This window comes from Pseudomonas sp. GW823-FHT03E05, assembly GCF_058796855.1.
In genome coordinates, this window is the sequence record NZ_JBXAJB010000005.1 from 105413 (window position 1) to 120335 (window position 14923).

The 14923-nt window shown below is 65.2% G+C and carries 16 protein-coding genes; 12 read left to right on the plus strand and 4 right to left on the minus strand.

Annotated elements, in window-relative coordinates:
* Window positions 1-89 precede the first annotated feature (89 nt).
* The 11 genes from urtB (at window position 90) to AC1RCO_RS20980 (ending at window position 9987) form a co-directional block, all read left to right on the plus strand.
* The gene (gene urtB / locus AC1RCO_RS20930) at window positions 90-1592 is read left to right on the plus strand and encodes an urea ABC transporter permease subunit UrtB (protein WP_011059008.1); all 1503 of its coding nucleotides are present in this window, start codon (window positions 90-92) and stop codon (window positions 1590-1592) included.
* Window positions 1592-2671 carry an urea ABC transporter permease subunit UrtC gene (gene urtC / locus AC1RCO_RS20935; RefSeq protein ID WP_492618012.1) on the plus strand — a complete coding sequence of 360 codons (1080 nt, stop codon included), beginning with the start codon at window positions 1592-1594 and terminating at the stop codon, window positions 2669-2671. Before urtB ends, urtC begins: the two co-directional genes overlap by 1 nt.
* Complete coding sequence (gene urtD / locus AC1RCO_RS20940; RefSeq protein WP_015633970.1) at window positions 2668-3528, plus strand: urea ABC transporter ATP-binding protein UrtD; 861 nt, start codon at window positions 2668-2670, stop codon at window positions 3526-3528. Before urtC ends, urtD begins: the two co-directional genes overlap by 4 nt.
* A gap of 103 nt (window positions 3529-3631) precedes the next feature.
* Entirely contained in the window at window positions 3632-4330 is a 699-nt protein-coding gene (gene urtE / locus AC1RCO_RS20945; protein ID WP_123397731.1) for an urea ABC transporter ATP-binding subunit UrtE, read from the plus strand.
* A 30-nt stretch (window positions 4331-4360) separates the two neighbouring features.
* Window positions 4361-5200 carry an urease accessory protein UreD gene (locus AC1RCO_RS20950; protein WP_492618013.1) on the plus strand — a complete coding sequence of 280 codons (840 nt, stop codon included), beginning with the start codon at window positions 4361-4363 and terminating at the stop codon, window positions 5198-5200.
* 57 nt (window positions 5201-5257) lie between these two features.
* Entirely contained in the window at window positions 5258-5560 is a 303-nt protein-coding gene (ureA, locus tag AC1RCO_RS20955) for an urease subunit gamma (protein ID WP_011059003.1), read from the plus strand.
* Window positions 5561-5569: 9 nt separating this feature from the next.
* Complete coding sequence (locus AC1RCO_RS20960) at window positions 5570-6103, plus strand: GNAT family N-acetyltransferase (protein WP_011059002.1); 534 nt, start codon at window positions 5570-5572, stop codon at window positions 6101-6103.
* 7 nt (window positions 6104-6110) lie between these two features.
* Window positions 6111-6644 carry a GNAT family N-acetyltransferase gene (locus tag AC1RCO_RS20965; protein ID WP_011059001.1) on the plus strand — a complete coding sequence of 178 codons (534 nt, stop codon included), beginning with the start codon at window positions 6111-6113 and terminating at the stop codon, window positions 6642-6644.
* Window positions 6641-6946: an urease subunit beta gene (locus AC1RCO_RS20970; RefSeq protein ID WP_011059000.1), complete on the plus strand. Its 306-nt coding sequence runs from the start codon at window positions 6641-6643 to the stop codon at window positions 6944-6946. The genes AC1RCO_RS20965 and AC1RCO_RS20970 overlap by 4 nt, the downstream gene beginning before the upstream one ends.
* A gap of 108 nt (window positions 6947-7054) precedes the next feature.
* Window positions 7055-8755 carry an urease subunit alpha gene (ureC, locus tag AC1RCO_RS20975; RefSeq protein WP_011058999.1) on the plus strand — a complete coding sequence of 567 codons (1701 nt, stop codon included), beginning with the start codon at window positions 7055-7057 and terminating at the stop codon, window positions 8753-8755.
* A gap of 98 nt (window positions 8756-8853) precedes the next feature.
* Complete coding sequence (locus tag AC1RCO_RS20980) at window positions 8854-9987, plus strand: sensor histidine kinase (protein ID WP_011058998.1); 1134 nt, start codon at window positions 8854-8856, stop codon at window positions 9985-9987.
* 191 nt (window positions 9988-10178) lie between these two features.
* On the opposite strand, the gene AC1RCO_RS20985 is transcribed toward AC1RCO_RS20980, so the two are convergent.
* A complete protein-coding gene (locus AC1RCO_RS20985; protein ID WP_011058997.1) occupies window positions 10179-10481 on the minus strand; it encodes a chaperone modulator CbpM in 303 nt (100 codons plus the stop codon).
* 23 nt (window positions 10482-10504) lie between these two features.
* The gene (locus AC1RCO_RS20990) at window positions 10505-11446 is read right to left on the minus strand and encodes a DnaJ C-terminal domain-containing protein (protein ID WP_011058996.1); all 942 of its coding nucleotides are present in this window, start codon (window positions 11444-11446) and stop codon (window positions 10505-10507) included.
* Between the two features lie 297 nt (window positions 11447-11743).
* On the opposite strand from AC1RCO_RS20990, the gene AC1RCO_RS20995 reads away from it, so the two are divergent.
* Window positions 11744-13009 (plus strand): Hsp70 family protein, encoded by a 1266-nt coding sequence (locus AC1RCO_RS20995; RefSeq protein WP_011058995.1) that lies wholly within the window; start codon window positions 11744-11746, stop codon window positions 13007-13009.
* A 66-nt stretch (window positions 13010-13075) separates the two neighbouring features.
* On the opposite strand, the gene AC1RCO_RS21000 is transcribed toward AC1RCO_RS20995, so the two are convergent.
* Both AC1RCO_RS21000 and AC1RCO_RS21005 read right to left on the minus strand, forming a co-directional pair.
* Window positions 13076-14086 (minus strand): AI-2E family transporter, encoded by a 1011-nt coding sequence (locus tag AC1RCO_RS21000; RefSeq protein ID WP_011058994.1) that lies wholly within the window; start codon window positions 14084-14086, stop codon window positions 13076-13078.
* 317 nt (window positions 14087-14403) lie between these two features.
* Window positions 14404-14865, minus strand: a complete 462-nt coding sequence (locus AC1RCO_RS21005) for a hypothetical protein (RefSeq protein WP_103290434.1) — start codon at window positions 14863-14865, stop codon at window positions 14404-14406.
* Window positions 14866-14923 lie beyond the last annotated feature (58 nt).

Genomic DNA, 14923 nt, shown 5'->3' on the forward strand with positions numbered 1-14923 from the left:
CTCCAACGAAAACCGCCCGGCTGGCCGCTGCGCGGATCGCGAGCGAGCTCGCTCCTACAGGTTATCCGGGCGCTTTCAAGGACACCGATATGCCCACTGCCCTCTACCGTTTGATCCTCGCCGGCCTGCTGTTACTGCCATGGACGGCCCAGGCCGGGGATGCCGAAGACTTCGTCGCCGGCAACTCCGGCGAGCAGGCCCGGCTCCTGGAAACCTGGGCCGCGCAGCCCGACCCGGCGCGCCTGGAACTGCTCAACGCCCTGCAGCAGGGCCAGTTGAACATCGCCGGCGAAAGCAGAACCCTGCGCCTGAACAACCGCCTGCGGGGCCTGATCGACAGCGCCCTGGCCAGCCACCAGTTGCTCGCCAGCGACGCCAACAGCCGTCTGGCCGCCGCCCGCCAACTGCAGAAAAGCGCCAAGCCGGCGCAACTGAAATTCCTCGATGCCCGACTGGCCGCCGAGCAAGCCCCCGACGTGCACGATGCCCTGAGCCTGGCCCTGGCCAACCTGCAACTGGTGGACAGCGACCCGGCGGTGCGCCTGGCCGCCGTGCGCCTGCTGGGGGAAACCGGCGACCCGCTGGCCCGCACCCGCCTCGAAGGCCTGCTCGAACCCGGGGTCGAAGCCGATGCCGCGGTACGCACCGCGGCCGAAACCAGCCTGGCCCAGGTCAAGCGCAAGCTGCTGGTGGGCGAAGTGCTGGGCCAGGCCTTCAGCGGCCTGTCCCTGGGTTCGATCCTGCTGCTGGCGGCCCTGGGGCTGGCCATCACCTTCGGCCTGCTGGGGGTGATCAACATGGCCCACGGCGAGATGCTGATGCTCGGCGCCTACGCCACCTACGTGGTGCAGTTGCTGTTCCAGCGCTACGCCCCGCAGGCCATCGAGTACTACCCGCTGCTGGCACTGCCGGTGGCGTTCTTCGTCACCGCCGGGATCGGCATGGCCCTGGAGCGCACGGTGATCCGCCACCTCTACGGCCGGCCCCTGGAAACCCTGCTGGCCACCTGGGGCATCAGCCTGATGCTGATCCAGCTGGTACGCCTGCTGTTCGGCGCGCAGAACGTCGAGGTGGCGAACCCGGCCTGGCTCTCCGGCGGCATCCAGGTGCTGCCCAACCTGGTACTGCCCTACAACCGCATCGTGATCATCGCCTTCGCGCTGTTTGTCGTGGTGCTCACCTGGCTGCTGCTGAACAAGACCCGCCTGGGCCTGAACGTGCGCGCGGTGACCCAGAACCGCAACATGGCCGCCTGCTGCGGCGTGCCCACCGGGCGCGTGGACATGCTCGCCTTCGGCCTCGGCTCGGGCATTGCGGGCCTGGGCGGCGTGGCCCTGAGCCAGATCGGCAACGTCGGCCCGGACCTGGGCCAGAGCTACATCATCGACTCGTTCCTGGTGGTGGTACTCGGCGGGGTCGGGCAACTGGCCGGCAGCGTGCTGGCGGCCTTCGGCCTGGGGGTGGCGAACAAGATCCTCGAACCGCAGATCGGCGCCGTGCTCGGCAAGATCCTGATCCTTGCGCTGATCATTCTGTTTATCCAGAAACGCCCGCAGGGACTCTTCGCACTGAAAGGACGGGTGATCGACTGATGAATCAACCACTGCTCATTACCGCCACCCAGCAAGCCGGGCCCAGGGTCACGATCACCGTCGGGGCGTTGCTGCTCCTGGTGCTGCTGGCCCTGCCGCTGCTGTCGCTGCTACCGGCGGACAACCCGCTGCAGGTCTCGGCCTACACCCTGACCCTGGTGGGCAAGATCCTCTGCTACGCCATCGTCGCCCTGGCCCTGGACCTGGTCTGGGGCTACGCCGGGCTGCTGTCCCTGGGCCACGGCCTGTTCTTCGCCCTGGGCGGCTACGCCATGGGCATGTACCTGATGCGCCAGGCCGCCGGGGATGGCCTGCCGGCCTTCATGACCTTCCTTTCCTGGAGCGAACTGCCCTGGTACTGGGCCGGCACCGAGCATTTCCTCTGGGCCCTGTGCCTGGTGGTGCTGGCCCCGGGTCTGCTGGCCCTGGTGTTCGGCTTCTTCGCCTTCCGCTCGCGGATCAAGGGCGTGTACTTCTCGATCATGACCCAGGCCCTGACCTTCGCCGGGATGCTGCTGTTCTTTCGCAACGAGACCGGCTTTGGCGGCAACAACGGCTTTACCAACTTCCGCAGCATCCTGGGCTTCGGCATCACCGAACCGGGCACTCGGGCGGTGCTGTTCCTGGCCACGGTGGCGCTGCTGGTGGGCAGCCTGTACCTGGGCTGGCGCCTGGCCCGGAGCAAGTTCGGCCGGGTGCTGACGGCCCTGCGCGATGCCGAGAACCGCCTGATGTTCTGCGGCTACGACCCGCGCGGCTTCAAGCTTTTCGTCTGGGTCCTGAGCGCCGTGCTGTGCGGCCTGGCCGGGGCCCTGTACGTGCCCCAGGTGGGCATCATCAACCCCAGCGAAATGTCCCCCACCAACTCCATCGAGGCCGCCGTGTGGGTCGCCCTGGGCGGGCGCGGCACGCTGATCGGCCCGCTGCTGGGGGCCGGTGTGGTCAACGGCATGAAGAGCTGGTTCACCGTGGCCTTTCCCGAATACTGGCTGTTCTTCCTCGGTGCGCTGTTCATCGTCGTGACCCTGTACCTGCCCAAGGGCGTGATCGGCCTGCTGAACAAACGAGGTGAACAATGAGAGTCACAGCAACGGCGGACTTCATGCTCGAACCCATTCTCGACACCAACAAGGACGCCGGCACCAGCCGCGACGCCATCGGCCTTGGCCACGCCGCCGGCAAGGGCCTCAACACCCGCCACGGCACCATCCTGACCCTGGAGGACATCAGCGTCAGCTTCGATGGTTTCAAGGCCCTCAACGACCTCAACCTGTACATCGGTGTCGGCGAGTTGCGCTGCATCATCGGCCCCAACGGCGCCGGCAAGACCACGCTGATGGACGTGATCACCGGCAAGACCCGCCCCTCCCGGGGCAAGGCCTGGTTCGGCGAAACCCTGGACCTGACCCAGATGAGCGAAGTGCAGATCGCCCAGGCGGGGATCGGCCGCAAGTTCCAGAAGCCCACGGTGTTCGAGGCCCTGAGCGTGTTCGAGAACCTGGAGCTGGCGCAGAAGACCGACAAGTCGGTGTGGGCCAGCCTCGGGGCACGCTTGAGCACAGAACAGCAGGACCGCATCGCCCAGGTGCTGGAGACCATTCGCCTGAGCCCTTCGGCTCAACGCCAGGCGGGCCTGCTGTCCCACGGCCAGAAGCAGTTCCTGGAGATCGGCATGCTGCTGATGCAGGACCCGCAACTGCTGTTGCTGGACGAACCGGTGGCGGGCATGACCGACGCCGAGACCGAATTTACCGCCGAGCTGTTCAAGACCCTGGCGGGCAAGCACTCGCTGATGGTGGTGGAACACGACATGGGCTTTGTCGGCTCGATTGCCGACCACGTCACCGTGCTGCACCAAGGCAGCGTGCTGGCTGAAGGCTCCCTGGAACAGGTGCAGGAAAACGAACGGGTGATCGAGGTTTACCTCGGCCGTTAGCGCAACCGCCGTTCGCCGGCAAGCCGGCTCCTACCCCTCCCGCAGGAGCTGGCTGGCCAGCGAAGACCGCCCCGCAATCCCCACAAAACTCGAGTACCCGACCATGCTCCAAGTCGACCAGTTGCACCAATACTACGGCGGTAGCCACATCCTGCGCGGCCTGAGCTTCGAGGCCCGGATCGGTGAAGTCACCTGCCTGCTGGGGCGCAACGGCGTGGGCAAGACCACCCTGCTCAAGTGCCTGATGGGCCTGCTGCCGGCCAAGGAGGGCGCGGTCAACTGGGAGGGCCGGGGCATCACCGGCTACAAGCCCCATCAGCGCGTCCACGCCGGGATCGCCTACGTGCCCCAGGGCCGGGAAATCTTCGGCCGCCTGACCGTGGAGGAAAACCTGCTGATGGGCCTGTCCCGCTTCCCCGGCTCCCAGGCCAAGGAAGTGCCGGCCTTCATCTACGAACTGTTCCCGGTGCTGTTGCAGATGAAGCAGCGCCGTGGCGGCGACCTCTCCGGCGGCCAGCAGCAACAACTGGCCATCGGCCGGGCCCTGGCCAGCCGCCCGCGCCTGCTGATCCTCGATGAGCCCACCGAAGGCATCCAGCCCTCGGTGATCAAGGAGATCGGCGCGGTGATCAGCAAGCTCGCGGCCCGGGGCGACATGGCGATCCTGCTGGTGGAGCAGTTCTACGACTTTGCCGCCGAACTGGCCGACCAGTACCTGGTGATGTCCCGGGGGGAAATCATCCAGCAGGGCCGCGGCGAAAATATGCAGGCCGAGGGTGTACGCGGCCTGGTTACGATCTAATCTGTAGCCTCCTAACGATAACGACCCAGCATGAACCTACCTGCCGCCACCGCCCTGTTCACTCCCAGCTGGCACGCCGAACTGGAGCTGGCCTATGCCCGTTGCGGTGCCACCACGCGCCCGGTGCTGCGCCGCCACCTGGGCCCGCTGCGGGTGCAGAAGCACCTGTATGCCGAAGGCCCCGAGGTTTGCCAGCACATCATCGTCCACCCGCCCGGCGGCATTGCCGGCGGTGATCGGCTGGCCATCAGCGCCCGGGTCGACAGCGGTGCCTGGGCCCAGTTGACCAGCCCCGGGGCGGCCAAGTGGTATCGCTCCACCGGCCCGGCCAGCCAGGCCCTGAACCTGCAGGTAGCGCCGGGCGCGACCCTGGAGTGGCTGCCCCAGGAAACCATCGTCTTCAGCGCTGCCCAGGCCGAGCTCACGACCCGCATCGAATTGCAGGGCGATGCCCGGCTGTTCTACTGGGACATCATTGCCCTGGGTCGCCCGGCCAGTGGCGAGCGGTTCGAGCAGGGCCATTTCCAGGCCCACCTGGACCTGTACCGCGACGGCCGCCCGCTGTGGCATGAACGCCAGCGCATCGGCGGTGGCGACGGCCTGCTGGATTCCCCCATCGGCCTGGATGGCCAGCCGGTGTTCGCCACCTTGCTGGTGACCGGTGAAATCGACAGCGAACTGCTGGAACGCTGCCGCGCCCTGGCGCACCCGGTACGCGGCGACCTGAGCCAACTGCCGGGCCTGCTGGTGGCCCGCTGCCTGGCCAGCGAAGCTCTGCAGGCCCGGGCCTGGCTGATCGAGCTGTGGCGCCTGCTGCGCCCGGCGCTGCTGGGCCGCGAAGCCAGGCCACCCAGAATCTGGAACACCTGACCCGCATGCCCTTTTCCACTGCACCTTTTTCTACTGCCTGACAACGGATTGACCACGATGGATCTGACCCCACGCGAAAAAGACAAGCTGCTGATCTTCACCGCCGGCCTGGTGGCCGAGCGGCGACTGGCCCGCGGCCTCAAGCTCAACTACCCGGAAACCATGGCCTATATCTCCGCGGCGCTGCTCGAAGGCGCCCGGGACGGGCAGACCGTGGCCGAACTGATGCACTACGGCACCACCCTGCTCAGCCGCGAGCAGGTGATGGAAGGCATCCCGGAGATGATCCCGGACATCCAGGTGGAAGCCACCTTTCCCGACGGCACCAAGCTGGTCACCGTTCACCAACCCATCGCCTGAGGCCGTGCCATGACCTATCGCATCCGCGATGCCCTGCATGCCGACCTGCCGGCGATCCGCGACATCTACAACGACGCCGTGCTCAACACCACGGCGATCTGGAACGAGCAACCGGTAGACCTGGGCAACCGCCAGGCCTGGTTCAGCGCACGCCAGGCCCAGGGCTATCCGATCCTGGTGATCATCAACGCCGAGGAGCAGGTGCTCGGCTACGCTTCCTTCGGCGACTGGCGGCCTTTCGACGGCTTCCGTCACACCGTGGAACATTCGGTCTATGTGCGCAGCGACCAGCGCGGCAACGGCCTGGGCCCGCAGTTGATGGCGGTGCTGCTGGAGCGCGCCCGGGGCTGTGGCAAGCACGTGATGGTGGCCGCCATCGAGAGCGGCAACAGCGCCTCGGTCCGTCTGCATGAGCGCCTGGGGTTCATCAGCACCGGGCAGATGCCTCAGGTGGGCACCAAGTTCGGGCGCTGGCTGGACCTGACCTTCATGCAGCTGATTCTCAACCCCGGGGCACAACCGCCCGCCCCGCACAAGGAGTGAAATCTCGATGAACGCCGCCCAACTGCGCCTTGTCCATGGAGAAAGCTTTGCCCATTACCGTCAGGGACTGATCGAGTTGCTGCTGGACTCGGTGCAGCACGGGGCGTCCATCGGCTTCATGGCCGATCTCGACGACAGCCAGGCCCGCAGCTACCTCAGCAGCGTGCAGGCCGGGGTCGAGGACGGCAGCCTGCTGTTGTGGGTGGTGGTACGCGACGAGAAAGTCCTGGCCAGCGTGCAACTGGCCCTGTGCATGAAGGCCAACGGGCGCAACCGCGCCGAGGTGCAGAAGCTCCAGGTCCTGCACAGCGCCCGCCGCCGCGGCCTGGGCCAGCAGTTGATGAATGCCCTGGAACAGGCCGCCCGCCAGCACAAGCGCGGGCTGCTGTACCTGGACACCGAGGCCGGCTCCGCGGCGGAAGAGTTCTACCGCGCCCTGGGCTATACCCGGGTCGGCGAACTGCCCAACTACTGCCAGAGCCCGGACGGCACCTATACCGCCACCGCCATCTACTTCAAGACCCTGGGACAACCCCTATGATTCCTGGCCAATACCAGATCCAGCCCGGCGAGATCGAACTCAACGCCGGGCGCCGCACCCTGCGCCTGAACGTATCCAACAGCGGCGACCGGCCAATCCAGGTCGGCTCCCACTACCACTTCTTCGAAACCAACGACGCCTTGACCTTCGACCGAGCCGCCAGCCGCGGCATGCGCCTGAACATCGCCGCCGGCACCGCGGTGCGCTTCGAACCGGGCCAGACCCGGGAAGTGGAACTGGTGGAACTGGCCGGCAAGCGCCGGGTATTCGGCTTCGCCGGGCGGATCATGGGCGACCTCTGATCCCTCGACCCTACGCACGTAGGAGCCAGCTTGCCGGCGATTGCGGTCTTTCGGGCCCCTTCGCCGGCAAGCCGGCTCCTGCAAGACCTGTTTTTGTAAGGAGCTGCGATGAAGATTTCCCGTGAAGCCTACGCCGACATGTTCGGCCCCACCGTAGGCGACAAGGTGCGGCTGGCCGACACCGAGCTGTGGATCGAAGTGGAGAAGGATTTCACCACCTACGGTGAAGAAGTGAAGTTCGGCGGCGGCAAGGTGATCCGTGATGGTATGGGCCAGAGCCAGTTGCTGGCCGCCGAGGTGGTGGACACCCTGATCACCAACGCCCTGATCATCGACCACTGGGGCATCGTCAAGGCCGACGTCGGCCTCAAGGACGGGCGCATCGCCGCCATCGGCAAGGCCGGCAATCCGGATATCCAGCCCGACGTGAACATCGCCATCGGCGCCAGCACCGAGGTCATCGCCGGTGAGGGCATGATCCTCACCGCCGGCGGCATCGACACCCATATCCACTTCATCTGCCCGCAGCAGATCGAAGAGGCGCTGATGAGCGGCGTCACCACCATGATCGGTGGCGGCACGGGACCTGCCACCGGGACCAACGCCACCACCTGCACCTCCGGGCCCTGGCACATGGCGCGCATGCTCCAGGCGGCGGACGCCTTCGCCATGAACATCGGCTTTACCGGCAAGGGCAACGCCAGCCTGCCCGAGCCGCTGATCGAACAGGTCAAGGCCGGGGCCATCGGCCTCAAGCTGCACGAGGACTGGGGCAGCACCCCGGCCAGCATCGACAACTGCCTGAGCGTGGCCGATGAGTACGACGTGCAGGTGGCGATCCACACCGACACCCTCAATGAATCGGGCTTCGTCGAAACCACCCTGGGCGCCTTCAAGGGCCGCACCATCCATACCTACCACACCGAAGGCGCCGGCGGCGGCCATGCCCCGGACATCATCAAGGCCTGCGGCCTGGCCAATGTGCTGCCCAGCTCCACCAACCCGACCCGCCCCTTCACCCGCAACACCATCGACGAACACCTGGACATGCTGATGGTCTGCCATCACCTGGACCCGAGCATCGCCGAGGACGTGGCCTTCGCCGAAAGCCGCATCCGCCGGGAGACCATTGCCGCCGAGGACATCCTCCACGACCTCGGGGCCTTCTCCATGATCAGTTCCGACAGCCAGGCCATGGGCCGGGTCGGCGAAGTGGTGACCCGCACCTGGCAGACCGCCGACAAGATGCACAAGCAGCGCGGCCCGCTGCCGGGGGACGGCCCGGGCAACAGCAACTTCCGGGTCAAGCGCTACATTGCCAAGTACACCATCAACCCGGCGATCACCCACGGCATCAGCCATGAGGTGGGCTCCGTCGAAGTGGGCAAGTGGGCCGACCTGGTGCTCTGGCGCCCGGCGTTCTTCGGGGTCAAGCCGACCCTGATCCTCAAGGGCGGGGCCATTGCCGCCAGCCTGATGGGCGACGCCAACGCCTCGATCCCGACCCCGCAGCCGGTGCACTACCGGCCGATGTTCGCCAGCTTCGGCGGCAGCCGTCACGCCACCAGCCTGACCTTCATCAGCCAGGCGGCACTGGAGGCCGGGGTGCCGGAGCAGTTGGGGCTGAAAAAACGCATCGCCGTGGTCAAGGGCTGTCGCAACGTGCAGAAAACCGACCTGATCCACAACGACTACCTGCCGGATATCGAAGTCGACCCGCAGACCTATCAGGTCAAGGCTGATGGCGTTCTGCTGTGGTGCGAACCGGCGGACGTGCTGCCCATGGCCCAGCGCTACTTCCTGTTCTAGGGCCGGTCCACCACTGGGCAGAGTGGCTGCTGAAATGTTCGATTAGGCGCTAAGATGCGTCTCGGTTTTCCACTCACTGCCCAGTAAGGTGCCCGGCTATGCGCCTGTCCGATTTTATCGTGCAGCACGTTGATCGAATCGTTGATGAATGGGAACAATTTGCCAGGAGCCTCGCCCAGGACTCCCTGACCCGCACGGACCTGCGTGACCACGCGCGCTCCATCCTGCTGGCCGCCGCCCGGGATATGTGCACCGCCCAGAGCCCCGGGGAACAACGGGCCAAGGCCAAGGGCGAAGGCCCGGAAAAAACCCCCAGCCTGGATGCCGCGGCCGCCAGCCATGGCGAGCTGCGCCATCACGTGGGGTTCGACCTGGTGCAGATGACCTCGGAATTCCGCCACCTGCGAGCCTGCGTGATCCGCCTGTGGGTGGCCAGCCTGCAGACACCGGACCTGGCCTACCTGCAGGACATGATCCGTTTCAACGAAGCCATTGATGAAGCCCTGGCCGAGTCCACCGCGGCCTATGCCGAACAGGTCAGCCGCTCGCGGGATATCTTCCTGGCAATTCTTGGCCACGACCTGCGGGCGCCGTTGCAGGCAGTGAGCATGTCCACTGAAATGCTGGCACGCAAAGTCGCCCTGGACGGCGACGCCCAGGCCTTCGTTTCACGTATCAAGAGCGGCACCCGGCACATGGGCGCCATGGTCAGCGACCTGCTGGAGTTCGTGCGCAGCCGCCTGGGCAGCAGCCTGCCTATCGAACCTGCGCCCATGGACCTGGCCAGCGCGGCCAAGGCGGCCATGGACGAAGCCTGCGCCGGGCAGCCCGATTGCACCCCGCTGATGAGCTTCGAGGGCGACAGCCATGGCATCTGGGACCGCGGGCGCATCGAGCAGATGCTGCAGAACCTGATCGGCAACGCCCTGCAGCACGGCAACAACCGCCGCACCGTGACCGTGACCATCACCGGTGGCGCGGAACAGGTGCTGTTGACCGTGCACAACTACGGCACGCCGATCCCCCCGGAGGCCCTGGGCACCCTGTTCGACCCGTTGGTGCGCAGCGTCGACGAAGAACTGGGCAACCCCAGCACCAGCCTTGGCCTGGGGCTGTTCATCGTCAAGGAAGTGGTGGTTGCCCACCAGGGCAGCATCGAAGTCAGCTCCAACGCCAGCGATGGCACCACCTTCACCGTGGTCCTGCCGCGCGTCTCCCGCGCCAGTGCCTGAGGCACTTTGTAACCTCTAGTGCGTTTGTATCGTTTTGTAGCCGCTGCTGAGCGCCAGCGAAGCTGCGAACGAGGACGCAGTCCTCGCAACGCGCTTTTTCCTGACACACCGCAGTCGCCTGTTTATACGGGCGCTGCGCGCCCGGTCGCAGCCTCGCTAGCGCTCGGCAGCGGCTACAGGCCTACACACCCTCAGTCCACCAGCAGGCGGCCCAGGCGCTGTTTGAGCATCTGGTTCTCGGCGCGCAGTTGCCGCACTTCGTCCAGCAGGTCCAGGGCCAGGGCCACGCCTTCCCATTCCAGGTCCAGGTCGCGGCGCAACTTCGCCGCGCGCTTGGCCAGGGACAGCTCATAGTCGTTGAAGCGCCAGTCCTTGGGCGCCCGGCCCTGAGGTTCGAGGATGCCGTGCTCGACGATTTCGATCACGTAGGCCGCCGACAGGTCGGCCACTTCACAGAACTCTTCCATGTCCAGCTGAACGATCAGGGTGCTCATGATCAGCGCCTCCTAGTGTCGAATCAGAAATTTTCCCGGGGGTCGAACGCTGCCTTCTTCGCCAGCTCCTGCCACAAGGCCTTGACGTCGTCGCCCGCCTGCTTGGGCATGACCGCCTTGAGTTGCACGAACAGGTAGCCGCGCTGGCCGGCCTTGTTCAGCAGGCCATGGCCCTTGGCGCGCATGCGCTGGCCATTCTGGCTGCCGGCCGGAACCTTGAGGTTGATCTTGCCGGTCAGGGTCGGTACCGCGACCTCGGTCCCCAGCGCCAGCTCCCAGGGGGCCAGTGGCAGGGTGATGATCAGGTTCTCGCCTTCGACATCGAACTTGGGATGCGGCGCGAAGCGAATGGTCAGGTACAGGTCGCCATTCGCGCCGCCGCCCACGCCCGGCGCGCCCTGGCCCTTGAGGCGGATGCGCTCGCCGTCGGTGACACCTGCCGGAATCTTCACGTTCAGGCTCTTGCTGGTGTTGCTGACGTGTTGGCCATTGGCGTTGTACTGCGGCACCTGGAAGCTGATCTTCTTCGACTCGGTGGACAGGGTTTCTTCAAGAAAGATCGGCAGTTCCATTTCCACATCCTGTCCACGACGACCGCTGCTGCGGCGCTGCTCCGGGCCGCCGAATCCTGGCCCCCGGTTACCAAAGATCGAACTGAAGAAGTCCGAGAAATCGCCACCGTCCTCGCCGCCGCCAAAACCGCCACGGCTCTGCCAGCCCGGCGGGCCCTGGAAGGGCTGGCCATGCTGGCCGTACTTGCGCAGGTCATCGTACTCGGCGCGCTTGTCGGCGCTTTTCAGCGCTTCATAGGCTTCCGAGGCGTCCTTGAACTTGGCCTCGGCATCCTTTTCCTTACTGACGTCGGGGTGGTACTTGCGCGCCAGCTTGCGATAGGCGGCCTTGATCGCCTTGTCGTCCGCTGTCGGCTCCACGCCGAGAATCTTGTAATAGTCTTTGAAGTCCATCGAGGGAATCACCATCCGTTATCAAAGTCGCGCGGCGTGCAGCACAGCATGCTCGGTCTGGCAGCATGAGAATTGATCAATCTCAATTCTCTGACTGAACGGCGCATCAGAAGTTTATCGGCAGCCTCGGGCGGATCTTGTGATCCCGGGTGGCTGCTCGGCCCATGCCTGCAAGTTTGGGGGTAAAGGATAGTCTTTCAAGGCACGACAGGGGGTGATTTAGCAGATAGTCGGCCTTTGCAAGGCGCGAGGACTGGCGTACGCTGCGCGGCCGTTTTTTTCACCGGATCCAAAGACATGAACAACGCCACCCCGGCCCGTGCCTGCGGCATTGACTTCGGTACCTCCAACTCCACCGTCGGCTGGCTGCGCCCCGGCGAGGAGACGCTGATCACCCTGGAGGACGACAAGATCACCCTGCCTTCGGTGGTGTTCTTCAATATCGAGGAACGCCGTCCGGTGTACGGCCGCCTGGCGCTGCACGAATACCTGGAAGGCTACGAAGGCCGGCTGATGCGCTCGCTGAAAAGCCTGCTGGGTTCCAAGCTGATCAAGCACGACACCAGCGTGCTGGGCACTGCCATGCCGTTCAAGGACCTCTTGGGGCTGTTCATCGGCCAACTGAAAAGCCGCGCCGAAGCCGCCGCCGGTCGGGAATTCGAAGAAGTGGTGCTGGGCCGCCCGGTGTTCTTCGTTGATGACGACGCCGCCGCCGACCAGGAAGCCGAAGACACCCTGGTGGAAGTGGCCCGCAAGATCGGCTTCAAGCACGTGTCCTTCCAGTACGAACCCATCGCCGCGGCCTTCGACTACGAATCCACCATCGAGCGCGAAGAGCTGGTGCTGATCGTCGACATCGGCGGTGGTACCTCGGACTTCTCCCTGGTGCGCCTGTCCCCCGAGCGCCGTGGCGTCGATAACCGCCACGACGACATCCTCGCCACCGGCGGCGTGCACGTCGGCGGTACCGACTTCGACAAGCAACTGAGCCTCCAGGGCGTGATGCCGCTGTTCGGCTACGGCAGCCGGATGAAGAGCGGCGCCTACATGCCCACCAGCCACCACATGAACCTGGCGACCTGGCACACCATCAACTCGGTGTACTCGCAGAAATCCCAACTGGCCCTGGGCAGCATGCGCTACGACATCGAGGACACCGGCGGCATCGACCGTCTGTTCAAGCTGATCGAACAGCGCGCCGGGCACTGGCTGGCCATGGAAGTGGAAGAGACCAAGATCCAGCTGACCCACGCAGAGAACCGCCTGGTAGCCCTGGACCGAATCGAGCGCGACCTCAGCGTGGACCTGAGCCGGGCCCTGTTCGAATCCTCCATCGACGGTTTGCTGGAGCGCATCCGCACCAGCGTCACCCAGTTGCTGAGCGACGCCAATGTCGGTGTGGGCCAGGTCGATACGGTGTTCTTCACCGGTGGTTCCAGCGGCATTCCGGCGCTGCGCCAGAGCGTGGCGGCGATGCTGCCCAATGCCCGGCATGTGGAAGGCAATATCTTCGGCAGCATCGGCAGCGGCCTGGCCATCGAGGCCAAGAAGCGTTACGGCTGAAACAGCTTCGCCGGCCCGCCGGCTCCTACAAGGTTCTGTAGGAGCCGGCGGGCCGGCGAACAAGGTTCACACCAATCCCGCCAGCTTCAACTCGCTCTTCAGGTACGCGTAATAGATCGGCCCCGCCACCACCCCGGGCAGGCCGAAGGCGGCCTCGAACACCAGCATCGCCAGCAGCAGCTCCCAGGACTTGGCACTGATCTGCCCGCCAACGATCCGCGCGTTGAGGAAGTATTCCAGCTTGTGGATAAAGATCAGGTAGCCCAGCGCCGCCACCGCCACCCAGATCGACAGCGACAGGCCGACGATGGTGATCAGTGTGTTGGAAATCAGGTTGCCGATCACCGGCAGCAGGCCCAGCAGGAAGGTCAGCACGATCAGGGTCTTGGTCAGCGGCAGCTTGACCCCGAACAGCGGCAGGATCAGCGCCAGGAAGATCCCGGTGAAGAAGGTGTTGAGCAGGGAGATCTTGATCTGGGCGAAGACGATGTTGCGAAACGCCTGGACCAGCAGGTGCAGACGGTCGAACAGCGCCGCCGCCAGAGGCTTGCGCTTGGTCAGGTCGGGGACCCGCTGCAGGGCAATGATCGCCCCCAGGACCATGCCGATCAGCAGGGTCACGAACATGTGCGCCGCGTCCTTGCCTACCAGTTGCAACTCGCTCAGGTGCTTGCTGGCCCAGGCGCCGATGGCGGCCTGGAACTCGGCGGCGCTGGCCGGCAGGTAGGAATCGAGGAACGGCGGCAACTGGCCCCGGGCCTTGTCCACCACCACCATGAACTTGCCCAGCGAGGCACCCGGGTTCTCCGCCTCATGCAACAGGAAGCTGATGGCCCCGGCGAACAGCAGGGTCAGCAGGCTGACCACCAGGGTGCCCAGCAGGGCCACCGCCAGCCAGCGCGCACGCCGGCCTTCGATCAGCCGCTGCAGTTGCGGGGTGAGCATGTTGACCAGCTCGAACACCAGCAGACCGGCCAGCAGGCTGGGCAGCAGACGCAGGGGCAAGGCCAGCAACAGGCCACCGAAGATGATGATCCAACTGATGAACAACAGATGACGCTGTGAAAACGCTGGCATATAGCCTCAAGACAGACAGCGGGGAAAAGACCGGCAGTCTGCCAGCCTTCACCCCTGAGGAATAGTGGCAGGCGCCGTGAGGACGCGGGCTTACAGGGTACTGGAGTGTTGTGACAGGCGAAGGTTCAGTCGGCTTTGGCCCCGGGCGCCGGGGCCGAAAGGTCGGGCAGCGGCACGTCGTAGCCGCAGAAGTGCAGGCGGGTCAGGGTCAGGCGCTGGTTTTCGTAAACCAGAGAGGGCGCCATGCAGCCGCTGATCCCCCAGACAACCACAGACCAGGGCAATCCCCATGGCACCGCGGATACTCACAGACACCTTCACTTTTTGTATTTGCTGATAAACGAATACCTGATGCCCGCTGCTTCGACGATGCTGCGCATTTCCTGCTCTTGCCCAGGTTCGCCGACAAAGAACAGCCAGACCCGAGGAAAGCGCTGACCACTCAGTGCGCCGCCGACAATCGCCTTGTCCAGTGCCGGGTTGGCCCCGAACATCAGGAACCTACCGTTGGGGCTTTGGGAAACCTTGGCGAACATGTCACGCACATTGAAGCGTTCAACACCCCCGCCGGCCACAATCACTAGACGATCGGGAAGCTGCCCATGGCTGTTGATCTGCGTGACAAGCAGTTGCAGATCCTGACGCTCACCTGAGCCACCGCTGTCCCTCTGCACCACATCAGCGACCTCAGACAGGACCTGGTCATGGTCCTTGGATACCGGCTGCGCAGCACAACCAGCCAGGGCCAGCAGCATCGCAATCCATGTCCAGCTTTTCATCTCCATCTCCTTATGCACTGTTGGCTGATGGGCTTGGCAGCGAACGCCTCCCCTTGGA

Excerpts from the sequence above, each read along its gene's own strand:
- ureC (WP_011058999.1), top strand. The coding sequence starts at position 7,055 with ATGAAGATTTCCCGTGAAGCCTACGCCGACATGTTCGGCCCCACCGTA.
- AC1RCO_RS21005 (WP_103290434.1), bottom strand. The coding sequence starts at position 14,865 with ATGAAAAGCTGGACATGGATTGCGATGCTGCTGGCCCTGGCTGGTTGT.
- urtB (WP_011059008.1), top strand. The coding sequence starts at position 90 with ATGCCCACTGCCCTCTACCGTTTGATCCTCGCCGGCCTGCTGTTACTG.
- urtD (WP_015633970.1), top strand. The coding sequence starts at position 2,668 with ATGAGAGTCACAGCAACGGCGGACTTCATGCTCGAACCCATTCTCGAC.
- AC1RCO_RS20990 (WP_011058996.1), bottom strand. The coding sequence starts at position 11,446 with ATGGACTTCAAAGACTATTACAAGATTCTCGGCGTGGAGCCGACAGCG.
- AC1RCO_RS20950 (WP_492618013.1), top strand. The coding sequence starts at position 4,361 with ATGAACCTACCTGCCGCCACCGCCCTGTTCACTCCCAGCTGGCACGCC.
- urtC (WP_492618012.1), top strand. The coding sequence starts at position 1,592 with ATGAATCAACCACTGCTCATTACCGCCACCCAGCAAGCCGGGCCCAGG.
- AC1RCO_RS20985 (WP_011058997.1), bottom strand. The coding sequence starts at position 10,481 with ATGAGCACCCTGATCGTTCAGCTGGACATGGAAGAGTTCTGTGAAGTG.
- AC1RCO_RS20960 (WP_011059002.1), top strand. The coding sequence starts at position 5,570 with ATGACCTATCGCATCCGCGATGCCCTGCATGCCGACCTGCCGGCGATC.
- AC1RCO_RS21000 (WP_011058994.1), bottom strand. The coding sequence starts at position 14,086 with ATGCCAGCGTTTTCACAGCGTCATCTGTTGTTCATCAGTTGGATCATC.
- AC1RCO_RS20980 (WP_011058998.1), top strand. The coding sequence starts at position 8,854 with ATGCGCCTGTCCGATTTTATCGTGCAGCACGTTGATCGAATCGTTGAT.
- AC1RCO_RS20965 (WP_011059001.1), top strand. The coding sequence starts at position 6,111 with ATGAACGCCGCCCAACTGCGCCTTGTCCATGGAGAAAGCTTTGCCCAT.
- AC1RCO_RS20970 (WP_011059000.1), top strand. The coding sequence starts at position 6,641 with ATGATTCCTGGCCAATACCAGATCCAGCCCGGCGAGATCGAACTCAAC.
- ureA (WP_011059003.1), top strand. The coding sequence starts at position 5,258 with ATGGATCTGACCCCACGCGAAAAAGACAAGCTGCTGATCTTCACCGCC.
- urtE (WP_123397731.1), top strand. The coding sequence starts at position 3,632 with ATGCTCCAAGTCGACCAGTTGCACCAATACTACGGCGGTAGCCACATC.
- AC1RCO_RS20995 (WP_011058995.1), top strand. The coding sequence starts at position 11,744 with ATGAACAACGCCACCCCGGCCCGTGCCTGCGGCATTGACTTCGGTACC.